The following is a 16,112-nucleotide window of genomic DNA, read 5'->3' as shown; positions in this document are numbered from 1 at the left end:
GCGGGTTGCGATGCTAGACTTCCGCGTCCGATTCTTCAGGAGCCGCCCATGCGCATCCTCGCCGATGAAAATATCCCGCTGGTCGATGAGTTCTTCGGGGAACTGGGTGAAATTCGCCGGATGCCTGGTCGCGCCATCAACCGGGCGGCTGTCGAGCAGTGCGATGCGCTGCTGGTGCGCTCGGTCACCCAGGTCAGTCGCGAAATGCTGTCCGACAGCCCGGTGCGCTTCGTCGGTACCTGCACCATTGGCGTCGATCATCTGGATCTCGACTATTTCGACGAGGCGGGCATCGCCTGGTCGAGCGCCCCTGGCTGCAATGCCCGTGGCGTGGTGGATTACGTGCTTGGCTGCCTGCTCGCGTTGGCCGAGCATGACGGCAGCCGGCTGGATCAGCGGCGCTACGGTGTCGTCGGGGCCGGGCAGGTCGGCGGTCGGCTGGTCGAGGTGCTGCGCGGGCTCGGGTGGTCGGTGAAGGTGTGCGATCCGCCTCGTGCGGCGCGCGAAGCCGGCGATTTCACTGATCTGGACGATATCCTCGCGAGCTGCGACGTGGTCAGCCTGCATACGCCGCTCGATCTCTCCGGCGAGCACCGCACCTTCCACCTGCTCGATGAACGACGCCTCGCGCGATTGCAACCGGGCGCCTGGCTCATCAACGCCAGTCGCGGCGCCGTCGTCGACAACCTGGCGCTGCTCGATTGCCTGCAACAACGACCCGACCTCGGCGTCGTGCTCGATGTCTGGGAAGGCGAGCCCGAGGTGGACGTGGCGCTGGCCAGCCTGTGCCGGATCGCCACGCCGCACATAGCCGGACACAGCCTCGAAGGCAAGTTGCGCGGTACGGCTCAGATCTACCAGGCGTTCTGCCTGGCGCTGGGTCTGGAGCCACGCGTCCATCTGGACGCGCTCATGCCGGCCGCTGGACTCGAGGCGCTGACCTTCGGTAGCGGCGCCGACGAGGCGGAGCTGCTATCGGTGCTCTGCCGGTCCGTCTATGACCCTCGGCGCGACGACGCCAGCTTTCGGCGCAGCCTGGTCGGGGAGCCGGAGCAGCGTCGGCTGGCCTTCGATGCGCTGCGCAAAGGCTATCCGCGAAGACGTGAAATCGATGGCCTCAGCGTTACGCTGGCCTCTTCGGACGAAGCGCTCGTCCGGGTCGTCCGGGCGCTGGGCGCACGCCTGAAATGAGCGGGGCGACCATCCGGGGCATCCGGCCAGCGGGTGCAATTTGCGACCTGCTCCGCTAGCATTACCCGTCTTTCGCTCGCTGCCCATGACGGTCCTATGAGTTACCAGGTGCTTGCCCGCAAGTGGCGTCCACGTTCGTTCGGCGAGATGGTCGGCCAGACCCACGTACTGCGGGCGCTGATCAACGCGCTGGACAATCAGCGGCTGCACCATGCCTATCTCTTCACCGGCACGCGCGGCGTCGGCAAGACCACCATCGCGCGCATCATCGCCAAGTGCCTGAACTGCGAGACGGGCGTGAGTTCGACGCCCTGCGGTCAATGCTCGATCTGCCGCGAGATCGACGAGGGTCGCTTCGTCGACCTTATCGAGGTAGACGCCGCAAGCCGCACCAAGGTCGAAGATACCCGTGAATTGCTGGACAACGTGCAGTACGCGCCAACGCGAGGGCGGTACAAGGTCTACCTGATCGACGAAGTGCACATGCTGTCCTCGCACTCGTTCAACGCGCTGCTCAAGACGCTCGAAGAGCCGCCGCCGCACGTCAAGTTCCTGCTGGCCACCACCGATCCGCAAAAGCTGCCCGTCACCATTCTTTCGCGCTGCCTTCAGTTCTCGTTGAAAAACATGCCGCCGGAGCGGGTGGTCGAGCATCTGGAGCATGTGCTGTCTGCCGAGGGCATCGTCTACGAAAAGGACGCGCTGTGGTTGCTGGGCCGGGCCGCCGACGGGTCGATGCGCGATGCCATGAGCCTGACCGACCAGGCGATCGCCTTCGGCGAGGGCAAGGTGCTGGCGGCCGATGTTCGCGCCATGCTCGGTACGCTCGACCACGGCCAGGTCTATGGGCTGCTGCAGGCGCTGTTCGAAGGCGACGCGCGGGCCGTGCTTGAGGCGATTCGCCAGCTGGCGGAGCAGGGACCGGATTGGGCCGGCGTCCTCGCGGAATTGCTGAATGTCCTGCATCGGATCGCCATCGCCCAAGCGCTGCCCGATGCGATCGACAATGGACAGGGCGACCGTGAGCGCGTGCTGGCGCTGGCCCAGGTGTTGCCGGCCGAAGAGGTGCAGTTCTATTACCAGATGGGGCTGATCGGGCGCCGCGACTTGCCGCTTGCGCCGGAACCGCGTGGCGGTTTCGAAATGGTCATGTTGCGCATGCTGGCCTTCAAGCCCGCCGGCGCCGATGCACCGAAACGCGATCTAAAGCTCCTGGGAGTCAGCCCGGCCACGACTGATTCCCACCAGGCTCCGGTGGCCGCCGCCGGCTCGGTGAGGTCTGCGCAGGAGGCCGACGCTTCGCCGTCGCCGCAGAATGTCGAGGCCCGCACTGTCGAGGCGACCCGCCCCATCGAGGAGGTGGCCGCGCCGGCACCGCAACCGGCTGCCCCCGCGCTCGAGCCCGGGTCCGAACCAGGGCCGGTATCGATCAAGGACGCCGCCCACCCGGCACTTCAGCCAACGCCCATTCCATCGCCGGTTGATGCGCGCACGACGACCGAAGCCCAGCCGACGGTCGCAGAGCAGGCATCCCCGGCGCCAAAAGTCGATGTGCCCTGGGAAGAACCGCCGCATACGCCGCCGGTCGCCGTCGATGACGATGCGCTGGAAGTCGAAGCCGAAGAGGCGATTGCCACGCCTGATCACGTCGCAACGGTCGTGGCGGTCAGCGAGCCCGAGGATGAGGAGCCTCCGCATTCGGACGAGGACTACTATCAGGTCGAATCCGAAGTGGAGGCGTTTCTGAATGAGCGGGATCGCAGCGAACCCGCGCCGGCGGCTGCGGCGGCCGTATCGCTGCCACCGGTCAAGCCGGCGACCGGGCTGGCCGCGCAGTGGCTGGAGCTCTACCCGCGGTTGGGCCTCTCGGGGCTGACCGGTAGCATCGCTGCCAACTGCACGCTGGTGGCGGTCGAGGGCGATCGTTGGACACTCCACCTCGATCCGGCGCAGAGTGCGTTCTTCAATGCCACGCAGAGCAAGCGTCTGAACGACGCGCTCAATCAGTTTCACGGCCGCACGCTCGATGTTTCCATCGTGTTGCAGGCGCCGGAGCAGGAAACACCGGCACAAGCGGCGATGCGTCGCCGGGCCGAGCGCCAGCGCGCTGCGGAGGCCGCCATCAAGAGCGATCCGGTGGTGCTGCAGCTCATGGAGCAGTTCGCCGCCGTCATTCGCGAAGAGACCATCGAACCCTTAGAACCCCAAGCGCAGAGGACCCCATCATGATGAAAGGTGGAATGGCTGGCCTGATGAAGCAGGCGCAGCAGATGCAGGAAAAAATGCAGAAGATGCAGGAAGAGCTGGCCAACGCCGAGGTGACCGGTCAGTCCGGCGCGGGGCTGGTGAGCGTCGTCATGAACGGTCGGCATGACGTGAAGCGGGTTTCGCTCGACGATAGCCTGATGCAGGAAGACAAGGAAATCCTCGAGGACCTGATCGCCGCCGCCGTCAACGACGCCGTACGCAAGATCGAGCAGAACAGCCAGGAAAAGATGGCGGGCATGACCGCTGGCATGCAGTTGCCGCCCGGCTTCAAGATGCCGTTCTAAGCACCCTGTAGCACCGCATGGCGTCCGGGTTCGCCGGAGCCGGACCTGTTTCGGAACGACCGATGTCATTTTCTCCGCTGATACGTCAGTTGATTGATTCGCTTCGCATCCTGCCGGGCGTTGGACAGAAGACCGCCCAGCGTATGGCTCTGCAATTGCTCGAGCGTGACCGCAATGGCGGGTTGCGGCTGTCCCAGGCCTTGCAGGCGGCGATGGAGGGGGTCGGTCGCTGTCGGCAATGCAGAACGCTGAGCGAGGATGAGCTCTGCCCGATTTGCGCCGATCCCAGGCGCGACGCCGGCGTGCTCTGCGTCGTGCAGAGTCCGATGGACGTGTTCGCCGTCGAGCAGACCGGCTATCGAGGGCGCTACTTCGTTCTGCGGGGCAACCTCTCGCCGCTCGATGGCTTGGGGCCCGAGGCGATCGGAATCCCGGAACTGGTCGACTACGTGACGTCCAGCTCGCCTCAGGAAGTCATCCTCGCGACCAATCCAACCGTCGAGGGCGAAGCGACCGCTCACTACATTGCGCAGCTCCTAGGCGCTCAGAATGTTGCCCTGAGCCGCATCGCCCATGGCGTTCCGCTCGGTGGCGAGCTGGAACTGGTCGACGGCGGAACGCTGGCTCATGCCTTCGCCGGTCGTAAGCCCTTGCAGGCATAAGACGATAACCAAATGGAAGGTGTGGCCGATCGCTACCTTGGTGTATGGTTCTAAGCCCAATTCACCGCCGACAGATGGATGGCGCCTGAACGGTGCATCGTCGAGGACTCCTACATGAAAGCAAAAGCTCTGTTGTTGCCGCTGGCACTGCTGTTCAGCGTCGCTGCGCAGGCCGAAGAGAAATTCAAGGTCGGCTTCATCCGCGTGATGGACGATGCGCAAGCCATGGTCGCCTACGAGGCGGGTCTCTATGAGAAGCATGGCCTGGATGTCGAACTCATCGAGTTCAGCTCCGGGACCGATCTGATCAAGGCGATCGTTGGTGGGCAGCTGGACACCGGTGTGCTGGGATTCACCAACGCAGTCGCCTGGGCCTCGAAAGGCGCGGACCTGAAGGTCGTCGGCGGTGCGCAGCAGGGTTACCACTCGATCGTCGCCCGCGAAGGTACCGGCATCGAGAAAGTCGAAGACCTCGCAGGCCACACCCTGGCCTCGCAGAAGGAAGGCAGCACCGCCGATACGGTTCTGCGCGGCGTGACGCTGAAGAGCGCCGGGGTCGATCCAAGCGAGGTGAACATCATGGGCGTCAGCCCGGCCGTGGCGGTTCAGTCGCTGGTGGCGGGCCGTGTCGACGCAGCCTTCCTGTTCGAACCTTACGATCGCATCGCCCAGCTCGTCGCACCTGTCGAGCAGATCTACGAGATCGGCGAGGTGTGGCCGTTCCCGTGCATGGTGGTCATCACCTCCGGCGAGACCGTCGAGAAGCGCAAGGAGGCGGTCTGGAAATCGCTGGATGCACAGCGCGAAGCGATCGCCATGCTCGAAAACGAGCCCGCCAAGGCGGCTGATCTGATCGCCGATTACTTCATCGCCGAGCCGACGCTCAAGACGCTCGAGCGTGGCGAGCTGCCTCGCGACCAGGTGATCGAAGAGGCGATCAAGACCCAAACCTTCAGCGCCAAGCTGAACGAGGACGATCTCAAGCGCATCCAGGAACTGGCTGACATCCTGCAGGCGCAAGGTTCGCTCAAGACCCGGGACGGAAAGCCGTTCGACACCGCCTCGATCATCGACCTGTCCTGGCAGAAAGCCCGAGAGCTCTAACCAGGCGGTGATGTTTCGATCGCTGCCCGGCCCCGCCGGGCAGTCTCGTTTTGGGCGCACGCCTGCCGCCGATTGGACCGTTTATGCAACTCAGTTTTGAAGAAGTAGACAAGCGCTTTGGTGACCTCGAGGTCATCAAGGGGTTTTCCCATGACGTCGTACAGGGCCAGTTGATCGCGCTCGTCGGGCCTTCCGGCTGCGGCAAGTCGACCCTGCTCCATCTGGTGGCCGGGCTCGAGAAGCCCAGCGCGGGAAAGGTGCTGGCCGATGGCGCGCCGATCACCTCGCCCAGTCCCCGCCGCACCCTGGTGTTCCAGGAGCATGCGCTCTATCCCTGGCTCACCCTGCAAGCGAATGTGGCGATGGCTTTGGAGCTGCAAGGCGTGGACAAGGCCGCTGCCTTCCAGGAAGCACAGACTTGGCTGGGCCGCGTCAACCTTGCCGGCTTCGAGCAGTACTACCCGCACCAGGTATCGGGCGGCATGCGCCAGCGTACGGCGTTGGCGCGGGCGTTCATCGCCAAGCCTGAGGTGCTCCTGCTCGACGAGCCCTTCGGCGCGCTGGATGCGCTTACCCGCATGGCGTTGCAGGACGTGCTTCGCGAGCTGATCGAAGAGCACCAGCCCACCGTGTTGCTGGTCACCCATGACGTCGATGAAGCCCTCTATCTGGCTGATCATGTGCTCGTCTTCAGTGCTCGGCCTGCACGGGTGTTGAAGGCGTTCGATTTCGCGCATTGCGAAAAGAGTCATGACCTCTCCGGCTTCGCGGCCGAACGCAAGGAGATCCTCAGCTTGTTGGGCATCAAGACGGAGGTTGCTGCCCGATGAGCCAGGCACGACGTTTGACGGGACCCAAGAAATACCTCGCCGTGGTCCTGGCGGTTCTGTTCATTTTGCTGATCTGGCAGATCGCCGCCTGGAGCCTGCCCGATTTCCTGATGCCGGGCATTCCGGCGGTTCTGGACCGGATGAGCGAAGCCTTGCTCCAGCCGGATTTCCGGGAAGGGCTGCTGGGCAGCATGAGCCGTCTCGGTACCGGCTATGGCTTTGCCTTGCTGTTTGGCATCAGCTTCGGCCTTGTGGGTGGCATCCTGTTCTTCTTCCGGGAAACCCTTCGCTCGGCGATCGTCATTCTTCAATCGATTCCATCCATCGCCTGGGTGCCGCTGTTCTTGATCGTGATGGGCTTCGGCAACCTGCCGATCATCGTCGTGGTAGCGCTGGCGGCCTTTTTCCCGATGGCGCTGTCAGTGATGAATGCGACCGAAAGCGTTCAGCCGGTGCACGTGGCCGCGGCCCGCGTGATGGGTGCTTCGCGCTGGCAGCTGTTGCGCCGGGTTTACCTGCCCGCCGTCATGCCCGAGCTGATCACCGGCGCCCAGCTGGCCTTCGGCAATGCCTGGCGTGCGCTCATTTCGGCCGAAATGCTGATTGGTTTCGGCCAGGGCCTCGGGCGGTCGCTGGCCTACTCCGGGGAGATCGCCGACATGGTCGGGGTGATGATGAACATTCTCGTCATCGCGATCCTGGCCACGGTCATCGATCAGGTGCTGCTGGAGAAGTTCAAGCAGCGGATGCTGCGTTACCAGTACGTCTGAGAGGGCACATGAGCCGGGTGATGGCGGTCGCGATCCTTTCGCTTCTCGGGCTTCCGCATTGCCTGGCGGAAAGCCGCTCGCTGTCGCACGTCGGCCCGTACCGTCCGCTGACTGCAACCGAGACCAGCGGGGCCGCACCCTCCGGTTTCGAAGCCGCGTTGGTTGAGGCAATCATCGAGCAGCGGCCGGATGATCTGCAGTCGACGGGGTTTCGAGTTGGCATTCAGGAGGGCGGGGTCGAAGTGTATCGAGCGCGACCCAGCGGCCTCGTCGCCACCGAAGGGGCATTCGATTCGTGGGCGTCGCTGGAAGGTCGGACCGCATGCCTGGTAGCGAACAGCCCCTACGGCGATCAGGTCGCCGAGCGTTTCAAGGTGCGTTTGCGTAGCTATCCGAGTTCCGCTCATGCCCTGATCGGGCTCAAGCTCGGGGAGTGCGAGGTGGTCGTGGACGACGATCGTCTGCTTGCCGACATCGCGCAACTGCCTGAATGGAAGCGCTACAACCGGGTGCTCGCGCCGTTGGAAGACGCCGAGGTCAGCCTCCGCTTAAGCAGCGTCCAGCCTGGGAAGGACGAAGCGATCAGGCAGGCCGTGACCGACTGGCAGCGGAGCGAGGCGGATGACGAGCTGGTGCAGTACTGGATCGACGAGGTGGCATTCCAGGCCTATGTAATGGCCGACACGCTCGACTGCCACTGATCAATCCTCGATTACCTCGGGCAATACCGTTTGCAGCGCGTCGATCGCGAGCGGTGCGCGAAGGTGTCCCACCAGCCGTCCCGTCGGATCGACCAGGGCGACATTGGCGCTGTGCGCCACGCTGTAGTCGCCGGTGGCGCCGTCAGCAGGCGTGAACGGCAGGCCCAGTGCTTGAGTCAGGCGCTTCAGTTCTGCCAGTTCGCCCGTCACGCCCTCGAAGCCTGCGCGGTAGTAGCCAAGATAGGTCTTTAGCCGCTCCGGTGAGTCGCGCCGCGGATCGACCGAGACCAGCGTGACCTGTATCTGCTCGCGAATGGGGGCGGGGAGGCCGGCCAGCAACCGACGTAGTTCGCTCAGCGTCGTCGGGCAGATATCGGGGCAAAAGGTGAAGCCGACGAACATCAGGTGCCATCGGCCATCCAGGGCGTCGGTGCGGTAGGCTTCGCCATGCTGATCGACAAGCTCTACCGCTGGCAACGGACGGGCGCGGGGCAGTAGCAGCAGGTTCGCTTCGTCGAGCAGTTGCGTCCGGTCGAGTGCAGCGGCAACGCTCGGCAAACCCAGCAAACCGGCCAGCAGCAGGCTGCTGCAACGCAGGCGCAGGCTAGTCATGGATAGGCGTTCAGCGATCATCCAGCGCGAAGGCTGTCAGCGTGAACGTCGGGATGCCGATGTCTTGCAGTCGCCGCGAGCCGCCCAGTTCGGGCAGATCGATGATGGCGGCGGCTTCGTAGACGGTCGCACGCATACGGCGGACCAGTTGGGTCGCCGCCAGCAGGGTGCCTCCCGTGGCGATCAGGTCATCGAAGATCAGCACCGAATCGCCTTCGCATAGGCCGTCTGCATGCGTTTCCAGGCACGCTTCGCCGTATTCGGTACGGTAGTGCTCGACCAGCACATCGCCCGGTAGCTTCCCACGCTTGCGAAACAGCACCAGGGGTTTGTTCAGCTCGTACGCCATGATCGAGCCAAGCAGAAATCCGCGAGCATCGAGTGCGCCAATGTGCGTGAAGTCGGCCTCCACGTAACGTTGTATGAAGCTGTCGGCGACCATCCGCAGCGCCTTCGGCGACTGGAAGATGGGCGTGATGTCGCGAAAGATCACGCCTTCCGAGGGGAAGTCAGGCACAGGGCGAATCAGCGTCTTGATGGCGAATTCGTCGAAGATCAAGGCATCGGCTCCGTCAGATTTCCATGCTTCCGCCGGCCAGCGCGCAGAGCGCGGCGGAGTCGAGGATGCGCACTTCCTTGCCGTCCGCGGCGATCAGGCCGCTCTGCTGGAATCGGGTGAACACGCGCGAAACCGTCTCGACCGCCAGGCCCAGGAAGTTGCCGATCTCGTTGCGTGACATCGAGAGCCGGAACTGGCTGGACGAGAAGCCGCGAGCGCTGAAGCGCGCAGAAAGATTGACCAGGAACGTCGCGATGCGCTCGTCGGCGGTCTTCTTCGATAGCAGGAGCATCATCTGCTGGTCGTCGCGTATCTCGCGACTCATGATCCGCATCAGCTGGCGGCGCAACTGGGGCAGGATGAGGCTGAGTTCGTCGAGTCGCTCGAAAGGAATCTCGCACACCGAGGTGGTCTCGAGCGCCTGTGCCGTGACCGGGTAGCTCTCGGCATCCATGCCGGACAGGCCGACCAGCTCGCTCGGCAAATGGAAACCCGTGATCTGTTCTTCGCCACCATCGGTCACGCTGTAGGTGCGCAACGCACCGGAGCGCACGGCGAAGACCGAATGAAAGGCATCGCCCTGCCTGAACAGCGTTTCACCCTTTTTCAGTGGGCGGCCGCGTTTGACGATTTCGTCGAGCGCATCCATATCCTGCGTATTCATGGACAGGGGCAGGCACAGGCTGGCCAGGCTGCAATCCTTGCAGTGAGTCTGGCGCATGGCGGGGGCCTTGTTCAGTTCGGGCATGGGCGGTCCTGAGAGCGGATTCGTTCGGCGCAAGGTTAGCGCACCCGCCGACCTGCGCCAATCAGGCCCGGCGTCGCACTGCCGATCGGTTGGCCCGTTCAGATCACGAGCGGATAGGGGCGAACCTGCTCGTCGAACGCGTAGCGGTCGAACAGCCGGCAGAGGGATCGCACCAGCAGCCGGCCCACCGACAGGACGGTCATCGCCTCGGCCGAAAGGCGGATCAGGCCATCACGCTCCATCTGGAGGAGCATCGGCCAGCAGTCGGCGAAGCACTGATCGAAGCGGTCGCCGAATCGTTCGGCGAAGGTGGCGAAGTCGACTTCGAAGTCGCACATGAGCCGCTGGATCACGTAGCGCCGCCGCCTGTCATCGTCATCGCAGCGAAAACCCCGTTCGGTTGGCAGCTGGCCCCGGTCGAGCGCCTCCTGATAGCGCGCGATGTCCTCATGGTTGCAGGTGTACAAATCGCCGACCTGGCTGACCGATGACACACCCAGTCCGATGACGTCGCAGTCACCACGTGCCGTGTAGCCAAGAACGTTGCGCTGGAGGCTGCCATCCTCCTGGGCCATCGCCAGATCGTCGTGCGGCAGGGCGAAGTGACCCATGCCGATATGGCGGTAACCCGCTCGCGTCAGCTGCTCGAGGGTCGTGCGAAGCATCTCGAGCCTGTTGCCGGGCTCCGGAAGGTCTGAGGCGTTGATTCGCCGCTGGGCCTTGAACCGTTCCGGCAGGTGGGTGTAGGCGAAGACCGAGATCCGATCGGGTTGCTGGCCGATGATCAGCTGGACCGTCTTGGCGAAGCTGTCCGGGGTCTGGAGGGGCAGGCCGTAGATGAGGTCGATGTTGAGCGAGTGATACTGCAACGTACGCGCGGCGTCGATGACGGTGGTCGTCTGCTCGAACGTCTGCATGCGGTTGATCGCGCGCTGCACCGCAGGATCGAGGTCTTGCACGCCGACACTGATGTGTTTGAACCCGAGCTCACGCAGCAAGCCCATGGTGGGCCAGTCCGCTTCGCGTGGGTCGATCTCGATGCTCAGCTCGGCGTCGTCGGCAACATGGAAGCGCTGCTGCAGGGTACCCATCAGCCGGCGCAGTTCGTCGTGACTGAGGAAGGTCGGCGTACCGCCGCCCAGGTGCAGCTGTTGTACCGCCTGGGCATGCCCCAGGTGACAGGCGATCAGTTCGATCTCGCGTTCGAGCCGTTCGAGGTAGGGGAGTGCGCGGCCGTGATCCTTGGTGATCACCTTGCTGCAGGCGCAGTAATGACAAACGTTGGCGCAAAACGGGATATGGGCGTGGAGCGCAAGCGGGCGTGCGGCACGGCGGCTTTCCCGTAGCGCCTGGTGCAGCTCGTAGGAGCCGACACGCGGATCGAACCGCGCAGCGGTGGGGTACGAGAGATAGCGCGGGCCGGGCTGATCGTAACGACGGATCAGGTCGGCATCCCAGCGGATGTCGGCATTCATGGGGGCTTTCCCGTGCTTGGCTGCGATGCCGGGGATTCTAGGGAGCCGGGCTCGCGGGCAACTTGACTTGTATCAACCTTGCCCCGAGCCGGTTTTACGAGCGACGATCGGCGCTCTCGTCGCGATCTTGACGCGCTCTTGCGGTCTTACCCGTAACGCTCACACCCGGGCCAACGGCCTTTCAGGAGGATATCCATGCACAGTCGCCAACACGAAATCGCCAGGGCCTTGAACGTCTGCCGGCCATTCAAGGGGCCTGCGTCCGTCCAGGCGGAAATCGACCGCCGCATCGGCTTTCTCCAAGATTGCCTGCGCCAGTCCGGCATGAAGACGCTGGTGCTCGGCATCAGCGGCGGCGTCGATTCGACCGCGGCCGGCCTGCTGGCTCAGCGAGCGGTCGAAGGAATGCGCGCCGCAGGCGAGGGTGACGATTACCGATTCATTGCCGTGCGCCTGCCATACCAGGTGCAGCGCGACGAGGACGAAGCGCAGATGGCCATCAATACCATCGAGCCCGACGAGTGCCATACGGTGAACATTGGCACAGCCGTGCAGGGGCTCGCACATGCCACCGAAGCCCTGGATTCACTGGACGAGCGCAAGCGCGATTTCGTGCTGGGCAACACCAAGGCCCGGATGCGGATGGTGGCGCAATACACCATCGCCAACGCCCGCCAGGGGTTGGTGATCGGCACGGATCACGCGGCCGAGGCGGTGATGGGGTTCTTCACCAAGTTCGGCGATGGCGCCTGTGACGTCGCGCCGCTAACCGGACTGGTAAAGCGACAGGTACGCGACCTGGCGGCTGCGCTGGGCGCGCCGGAACGGTTGGTGAAGAAGGTGCCGACGGCTGATCTGGAAGAACTGGAGCCTGGAAAGCCAGACGAAGCGGCCCACGGCGTGCGCTATGAGGACATCGACGACTTTCTCCAGGGCTTCGAGGTGCCTGAATCGGCGGCGCGTGCGATCGTGGAGACCTACGATCGCAGCGAGCACAAGCGGCAGATGCCGATAGCGCCGATCTGACCAGCCCGTCAGTGCGAATGGTGATGCGCCGGTTCAGGCGCATCGCCGTGATTCATCAACCAATGCTGGTGAGGGCCAGGCAGTGTCCACAGGCCGAACAGGATGACCAGCAGACCGCCCGCCACCCGTACGCCCCGGCGACGCAGCAGGGCCGTGACGCGCTCGGCGGCCATTCCGGTCGCCAGCAATACCGGCCAGGTGCCGATGCCGAACGCGAACATCAACAAGCCGCTTCTCAAGGCGTCGCCCTGGCTCGCCGACCAGATCAGCGTGCTGTAGACCAGGCCGCAAGGGAGCCAACCCCATAGCGCACCGAGCAGCAGGGCGCGGGGGGCGCTACTGACCGGCATCAGGCGGCTGGCATGAGGCTGGATATGGCGCCATAGCCCGCGCCCAAGCCGTTCGATACGCGTCAGCCCCGCCCACCATCCGGCCAGATAGAGCCCCATGCTGATCAGTAACAGGCCGGCCAGGATACGCAGCAGGCTGGCGGCGGGACTGTTGGCGATCGCCAGGCCGCCGAGCCCCAGCAAGACGCCAGCAGCCGCATAGCTCAGTACCCGTCCGAAGTTGTAGCAAACCAGCAACCGCAAGCGCTGCGCTCGCCGCTCTGGCGGAATGGCAAGCGTCAAGGCGCCCATCAAACCGCCGCACATCCCCAGGCAGTGCCCGCCGCCGAGCAGCCCGAGCACGAACGCGGACGTCAGCAACGGAACGAGGTCAGGCATCGCGATCGTTTTCCCCGTTGCGCGCTTCCTCGACACCCGCCTGGTGCTTGGGGTCTTCGTCGTCGAACAGGATGCTGTGGGCTGGACTGTCCAGGTCTTCGTACTGACCGCTGTCGACCGCCCAGAAGAACAGCCAGATAGCGAAGGCGACCAGGATGACAGCGACAGGAATCATCACGTAGAGCGCGGCCATGCTACCTCCCGAATGTGGTCTTCTGAGCCGGCTGACCAGGGCGACGGACAGTCGTTTGCCGGGTGAGCCGCAGGGCGTTCAGGACGACCAGCAATGAGCTGAAGGACATGCCCAGCGCCGCCCAGAGCGGTGTGATCCATCCGAGCGCGGCGAACGGCAGGACGAGGCCATTGTACAGGCTGGCCCAGGCAAGGTTCTGGATGATGATCCGCCGGCAGCGGCGGGCCGTGACGAAGGTATCCACCAGGCTGTCCAGCCGGTTGGACAGCAATACGGCGTCGGCGTTGGTCTTGGCGAGGTCGGTGGCCGAGCCCATTGCCACGCTGATGTCCGCCGCCGCCAGGACCGGCACGTCATTGATGCCATCGCCGACCATCAGTACGCGGTGGCCGGTGTGTTGCAGATCACGTAGTGCGGTGAGTTTTTCGGCCGGGCTGAGACCGCCGCGTACCTCGTCGAATCGCAGCTGCTCGCCAATGGTCTGCACGGCGCGCGATGCATCACCGGAAAGCAGGAGGGTGCGCAATCCAGACCGTCGACAGGCCTCGAGCAGGGACGAAGCATCGTCCCGCAGGCGGTCGTCGAGGCCGAACCAGGCGAGCAGTCCACTGTCATCGCCAAGCAGCAGCCATTGCCCTGCTGCGTCCGGCACCTCAGGCGCCGGAACGCCTGACAGCTGCGCCACGTAATCGGGCTTGCCGATCCGGAGCGTTCGGTTGCCGACCCTGCCTTGCAGGCCGGCTCCCGGTTGGCTGGTGACATCGGTTGCCGCGACCGGCGCCCGGCCGAAGGCCTGTGCGATCGGATGTTCCGAGCGGTTTTCCAGCGCGGCGGCGAAGGCCAGGCATTGCTCGGCGGAAAGCTCGGAAAGCGTGTCCACCTTGCGCAGGGTAAGGCGGCCCTCGGTGAGCGTACCGGTCTTGTCGAACACCACGGTGTCGATGTGATTCAGCCCTTCGAGCACGTGACCGCGGGTGACCAGCAGGCCCAGCCGATGCAGGCTGCCGGTGGCCGCGGTGAGCGCGGTGGGCGTCGCCAGTGCGAGGGCGCAAGGGCAGGTCGCGACGAGCAGGGCCAGAACGATCCAGAAGGCCCGATCGGCGTCTATCTGCCACCAGACCAGGCCGACGATGACGGCGCTGATTAGCACGATGACGAGAAACCACTGCGAAACCCTGTCTGCCAGCTCGGCCAGCGGTGGCTTCTCGGCCTGCGCGCGTTCGAGCAGGCGCACCACTGCCGAAAGGCGCGACTGCTCGCCGAGTGCCTCGACACGCACGGTCAGTGGCGTCTCGACGTTGAGTGTCCCGCCCGTCACCGCGTCGCCGCTGCTGCGGGGAACGGGCAGGTATTCGCCGGTGAGCATGGATTCGTCGATGCTCGAGTGACCGTCGACGATGCGTCCGTCAGCGGGAATGACGCTGCCCGGCTGGACCAGGATGAGGTCGCCCACCGACAGCTCGTTGAGCAGGATGCGCGTCGTCTGGCCGGCGCTGTCCAGCCGAAGGCAGGATTGCGGCAGCAGATTGACCAGCTGCGAGGTCGCCGCGGCCGTTCGTTCGCGCGCCCGGCGCTCGAGATAACGACCGGTGAGCAGGAACAGCGCGAACATCCCGACCGCATCGAAGTAGAGCTCGCCCTGCGCTGTCACGGTCGACCAGATGCCAGCCACGTAGGCGCCGCCGATGGCGAGGCTGACTGAAACGTCCATCGTCAGATGACGGGTGCGCAGATCCCGCAAGGCGCCCTTGAAGAAGTCGGTGCAGCAATAAAAGACGATCGGCGTGGTAAGAAACAGGCTGACCCAGCGCAGGATCCGGTCCATTCCCGCGGACAGGTCGAGGTTGAATTCCGGCCAGGTCGCCATGCTGGCCATCATGATCTGCATCCAGAGCAACCCGGTGACGCCAAGCTGCCTGAGGGCGCGGCGATTCTCGGCTGCCATCCGCTGCGCCGCCTCGTCCGGGCGATAGGGATGGGCGGCATACCCGATCCGTCGAAGCTCGCCGAGCAACTGGCTGAGGGGCAGATCGGCATCGTTCCAGCGCACACGCAATCGATGGTTGGAGAGGTTCAACGATGCCTGATCGACGCAGGGCAGACCGCTCAGGTGGCGCTCGATCAGCCATCCGCAGGCGGCGCAGCTGATACCTTCGACGTGCAGCGCGACCTCCGCCATCTCGCCTTCGTGCTGGACGAACGGCTCGTGGACTTCTTTCCGATCGTAGAGGGCGATTTCCTCGGTGAGTGCCTGCGGCAGTACCGCCGGGTTGGGTGCGGTGTCGCTGCGATGCTGGTAATAACTTTCCAGCCCGCTGGCCACGATGGCTTGCGCCACGGCTTCACAGCCAGGGCAGCAGAAGGGGCGGCTTTCACCGAGCACGACGGCACGGAACTGCGGCGCCGTCGGAACCGGCAGACCGCAGTGGAAGCAGGGCGTGATGGTGGACATCTGTCGATCAGGGTTCGAGCGCGATGTGACGTCCCGTCTCGATGGTGCGCTCCTCGAACAGCCTCCATTGCTGTCCACCTTCCTCGCCAAGCAGCTCGACGAACCGGCGACCGGTTACCGCATCCTGCATCTGTCCCTGATAGAGCCCATCCCCCTGCGGAATCAACACGACGCGTCGATCGCGCTCGGGCTGGGTCGGCGAAATGAGGTTGAGCACCAGCTGACGCGGATTGCTGGCGCCGGTGAGCTGCAGTTCGGCGATACCGGTCTCTTCGTTGAGGACCAGGTCGGCTCGTAGTTTCAGCCGGGCGGCCAGCTCTTCGCGTTCGAGCGACTGGTTGATTCCCTTGCCGGCATCGTAATAGTTGTCGACCACCAGGCTGTCCGAGTGATTGATCGATACCACCAGCAGGCTCACGCCAAGCACGACCGCGAACGCCAGAATGGCGATGACGAACCAGGCCCAGAACTGCTTGTACCAACGGCTGTTTTCGGAATGGGTTTGCATG

Annotated in this window: 17 protein-coding genes; 9 read left to right on the top strand and 8 right to left on the bottom strand. The window is 64.4% G+C overall.

Annotated elements, in window-relative coordinates; all coding sequences use genetic code 11:
- Positions 1-48: 48 nt before the first annotated feature.
- The 8 genes from pdxB to D7325_RS09875 all read left to right on the top strand — a co-directional run bounded on the left by pdxB (position 49) and on the right by D7325_RS09875 (position 7,810).
- Positions 49-1,191, top strand: coding sequence for a 4-phosphoerythronate dehydrogenase PdxB (gene pdxB / locus D7325_RS09910; protein WP_120995394.1), 1,143 nt, complete (start codon positions 49-51; stop codon positions 1,189-1,191).
- A 96-nt stretch (positions 1,192-1,287) separates the two neighbouring features.
- On the top strand, positions 1,288-3,420 hold the full coding sequence (gene dnaX, locus D7325_RS09905; protein WP_120995393.1) for a DNA polymerase III subunit gamma/tau: 2,133 nt from the start codon (positions 1,288-1,290) through the stop codon (positions 3,418-3,420).
- Positions 3,417-3,743, top strand: a complete 327-nt coding sequence (locus D7325_RS09900) for a YbaB/EbfC family nucleoid-associated protein (RefSeq protein WP_008567825.1) — start codon at positions 3,417-3,419, stop codon at positions 3,741-3,743. Before dnaX ends, D7325_RS09900 begins: the two co-directional genes overlap by 4 nt.
- A 62-nt stretch (positions 3,744-3,805) precedes the next feature.
- Positions 3,806-4,405, top strand: a complete 600-nt coding sequence (gene recR / locus D7325_RS09895; protein WP_120995392.1) for a recombination mediator RecR — start codon at positions 3,806-3,808, stop codon at positions 4,403-4,405.
- 114 nt (positions 4,406-4,519) lie between these two features.
- A complete protein-coding gene (locus tag D7325_RS09890) occupies positions 4,520-5,509 on the top strand; it encodes an ABC transporter substrate-binding protein (protein ID WP_120995391.1) in 990 nt (329 codons plus the stop codon).
- An 83-nt stretch (positions 5,510-5,592) separates the two neighbouring features.
- Complete coding sequence (locus tag D7325_RS09885; RefSeq protein ID WP_120995390.1) at positions 5,593-6,339, top strand: ABC transporter ATP-binding protein; 747 nt, start codon at positions 5,593-5,595, stop codon at positions 6,337-6,339.
- The gene (locus D7325_RS09880; RefSeq protein ID WP_120995389.1) at positions 6,336-7,109 is read left to right on the top strand and encodes an ABC transporter permease; all 774 of its coding nucleotides are present in this window, start codon (positions 6,336-6,338) and stop codon (positions 7,107-7,109) included. The genes D7325_RS09885 and D7325_RS09880 overlap by 4 nt, the downstream gene beginning before the upstream one ends.
- Before the next feature lie 8 nt (positions 7,110-7,117).
- Complete coding sequence (locus D7325_RS09875; RefSeq protein ID WP_162988031.1) at positions 7,118-7,810, top strand: type 2 periplasmic-binding domain-containing protein; 693 nt, start codon at positions 7,118-7,120, stop codon at positions 7,808-7,810.
- Here the strand turns inward: D7325_RS09875 and D7325_RS09870 are convergent, their stop codons facing one another.
- The 4 genes from D7325_RS09870 to hemN form a co-directional block, all read right to left on the bottom strand.
- The gene (locus D7325_RS09870; protein WP_120995387.1) at positions 7,811-8,422 is read right to left on the bottom strand and encodes an SCO family protein; all 612 of its coding nucleotides are present in this window, start codon (positions 8,420-8,422) and stop codon (positions 7,811-7,813) included. It lies immediately after the preceding gene.
- Positions 8,423-8,432: 10 nt separating this feature from the next.
- Positions 8,433-8,981 (bottom strand): adenine phosphoribosyltransferase, encoded by a 549-nt coding sequence (locus D7325_RS09865; protein ID WP_120995386.1) that lies wholly within the window; start codon positions 8,979-8,981, stop codon positions 8,433-8,435.
- Between the two features lie 13 nt (positions 8,982-8,994).
- Positions 8,995-9,729, bottom strand: a complete 735-nt coding sequence (fnr, locus tag D7325_RS09860; protein ID WP_120995385.1) for a fumarate/nitrate reduction transcriptional regulator Fnr — start codon at positions 9,727-9,729, stop codon at positions 8,995-8,997.
- A gap of 98 nt (positions 9,730-9,827) precedes the next feature.
- Positions 9,828-11,204: an oxygen-independent coproporphyrinogen III oxidase gene (gene hemN / locus D7325_RS09855; RefSeq protein ID WP_120995384.1), complete on the bottom strand. Its 1,377-nt coding sequence runs from the start codon at positions 11,202-11,204 to the stop codon at positions 9,828-9,830.
- Positions 11,205-11,399: 195 nt separating this feature from the next.
- On the opposite strand from hemN, the gene nadE reads away from it, so the two are divergent.
- Positions 11,400-12,230, top strand: a complete 831-nt coding sequence (gene nadE / locus D7325_RS09850) for an ammonia-dependent NAD(+) synthetase (RefSeq protein WP_120995383.1) — start codon at positions 11,400-11,402, stop codon at positions 12,228-12,230.
- An 8-nt stretch (positions 12,231-12,238) separates the two neighbouring features.
- Here nadE and D7325_RS09845 read toward each other — a convergent pair whose 3' ends face one another.
- Genes D7325_RS09845 through D7325_RS09830 form a run of 4 tightly spaced genes read right to left on the bottom strand, consistent with a single transcriptional unit; the run spans position 12,239 to position 16,111 of the window.
- Positions 12,239-12,958, bottom strand: a complete 720-nt coding sequence (locus D7325_RS09845; RefSeq protein WP_120995382.1) for a sulfite exporter TauE/SafE family protein — start codon at positions 12,956-12,958, stop codon at positions 12,239-12,241.
- Positions 12,951-13,151, bottom strand: coding sequence for a cbb3-type cytochrome oxidase assembly protein CcoS (gene ccoS, locus D7325_RS09840; protein WP_120995381.1), 201 nt, complete (start codon positions 13,149-13,151; stop codon positions 12,951-12,953). Before ccoS ends, D7325_RS09845 begins: the two co-directional genes overlap by 8 nt.
- Position 13,152: 1 nt before the next feature.
- Complete coding sequence (locus D7325_RS09835) at positions 13,153-15,603, bottom strand: heavy metal translocating P-type ATPase (RefSeq protein ID WP_120995380.1); 2,451 nt, start codon at positions 15,601-15,603, stop codon at positions 13,153-13,155.
- A 7-nt stretch (positions 15,604-15,610) separates the two neighbouring features.
- A complete protein-coding gene (locus D7325_RS09830) occupies positions 15,611-16,111 on the bottom strand; it encodes a FixH family protein (protein WP_120995379.1) in 501 nt (166 codons plus the stop codon).
- Position 16,112: the final 1 nt, after the last annotated feature.

Source organism: Stutzerimonas urumqiensis, from assembly GCF_003640395.1.
In the GTDB taxonomy this organism is placed as follows: Bacteria; Pseudomonadota; Gammaproteobacteria; order Pseudomonadales; family Pseudomonadaceae; genus Stutzerimonas; species Stutzerimonas urumqiensis.
This window is presented reverse-complemented; position numbering and strand designations above follow the sequence as displayed.

Bases quoted from the DNA above. Each gene is read 5' to 3' on its own strand.
- D7325_RS09900 (WP_008567825.1), top strand. From the start codon at position 3,417: ATGATGAAAGGTGGAATGGCTGGCCTGATGAAGCAGGCGCAGCAGATG.
- nadE (WP_120995383.1), top strand. From the start codon at position 11,400: ATGCACAGTCGCCAACACGAAATCGCCAGGGCCTTGAACGTCTGCCGG.
- D7325_RS09835 (WP_120995380.1), bottom strand. From the start codon at position 15,603: ATGTCCACCATCACGCCCTGCTTCCACTGCGGTCTGCCGGTTCCGACG.
- D7325_RS09890 (WP_120995391.1), top strand. From the start codon at position 4,520: ATGAAAGCAAAAGCTCTGTTGTTGCCGCTGGCACTGCTGTTCAGCGTC.
- D7325_RS09880 (WP_120995389.1), top strand. From the start codon at position 6,336: ATGAGCCAGGCACGACGTTTGACGGGACCCAAGAAATACCTCGCCGTG.
- recR (WP_120995392.1), top strand. From the start codon at position 3,806: ATGTCATTTTCTCCGCTGATACGTCAGTTGATTGATTCGCTTCGCATC.
- pdxB (WP_120995394.1), top strand. From the start codon at position 49: ATGCGCATCCTCGCCGATGAAAATATCCCGCTGGTCGATGAGTTCTTC.
- fnr (WP_120995385.1), bottom strand. From the start codon at position 9,729: ATGCCCGAACTGAACAAGGCCCCCGCCATGCGCCAGACTCACTGCAAG.
- D7325_RS09845 (WP_120995382.1), bottom strand. From the start codon at position 12,958: ATGCCTGACCTCGTTCCGTTGCTGACGTCCGCGTTCGTGCTCGGGCTG.
- D7325_RS09870 (WP_120995387.1), bottom strand. From the start codon at position 8,422: ATGACTAGCCTGCGCCTGCGTTGCAGCAGCCTGCTGCTGGCCGGTTTG.
- hemN (WP_120995384.1), bottom strand. From the start codon at position 11,204: ATGAATGCCGACATCCGCTGGGATGCCGACCTGATCCGTCGTTACGAT.
- ccoS (WP_120995381.1), bottom strand. From the start codon at position 13,151: ATGGCCGCGCTCTACGTGATGATTCCTGTCGCTGTCATCCTGGTCGCC.
- D7325_RS09830 (WP_120995379.1), bottom strand. From the start codon at position 16,111: ATGCAAACCCATTCCGAAAACAGCCGTTGGTACAAGCAGTTCTGGGCC.
- dnaX (WP_120995393.1), top strand. From the start codon at position 1,288: ATGAGTTACCAGGTGCTTGCCCGCAAGTGGCGTCCACGTTCGTTCGGC.
- D7325_RS09885 (WP_120995390.1), top strand. From the start codon at position 5,593: ATGCAACTCAGTTTTGAAGAAGTAGACAAGCGCTTTGGTGACCTCGAG.
- D7325_RS09875 (WP_162988031.1), top strand. From the start codon at position 7,118: ATGAGCCGGGTGATGGCGGTCGCGATCCTTTCGCTTCTCGGGCTTCCG.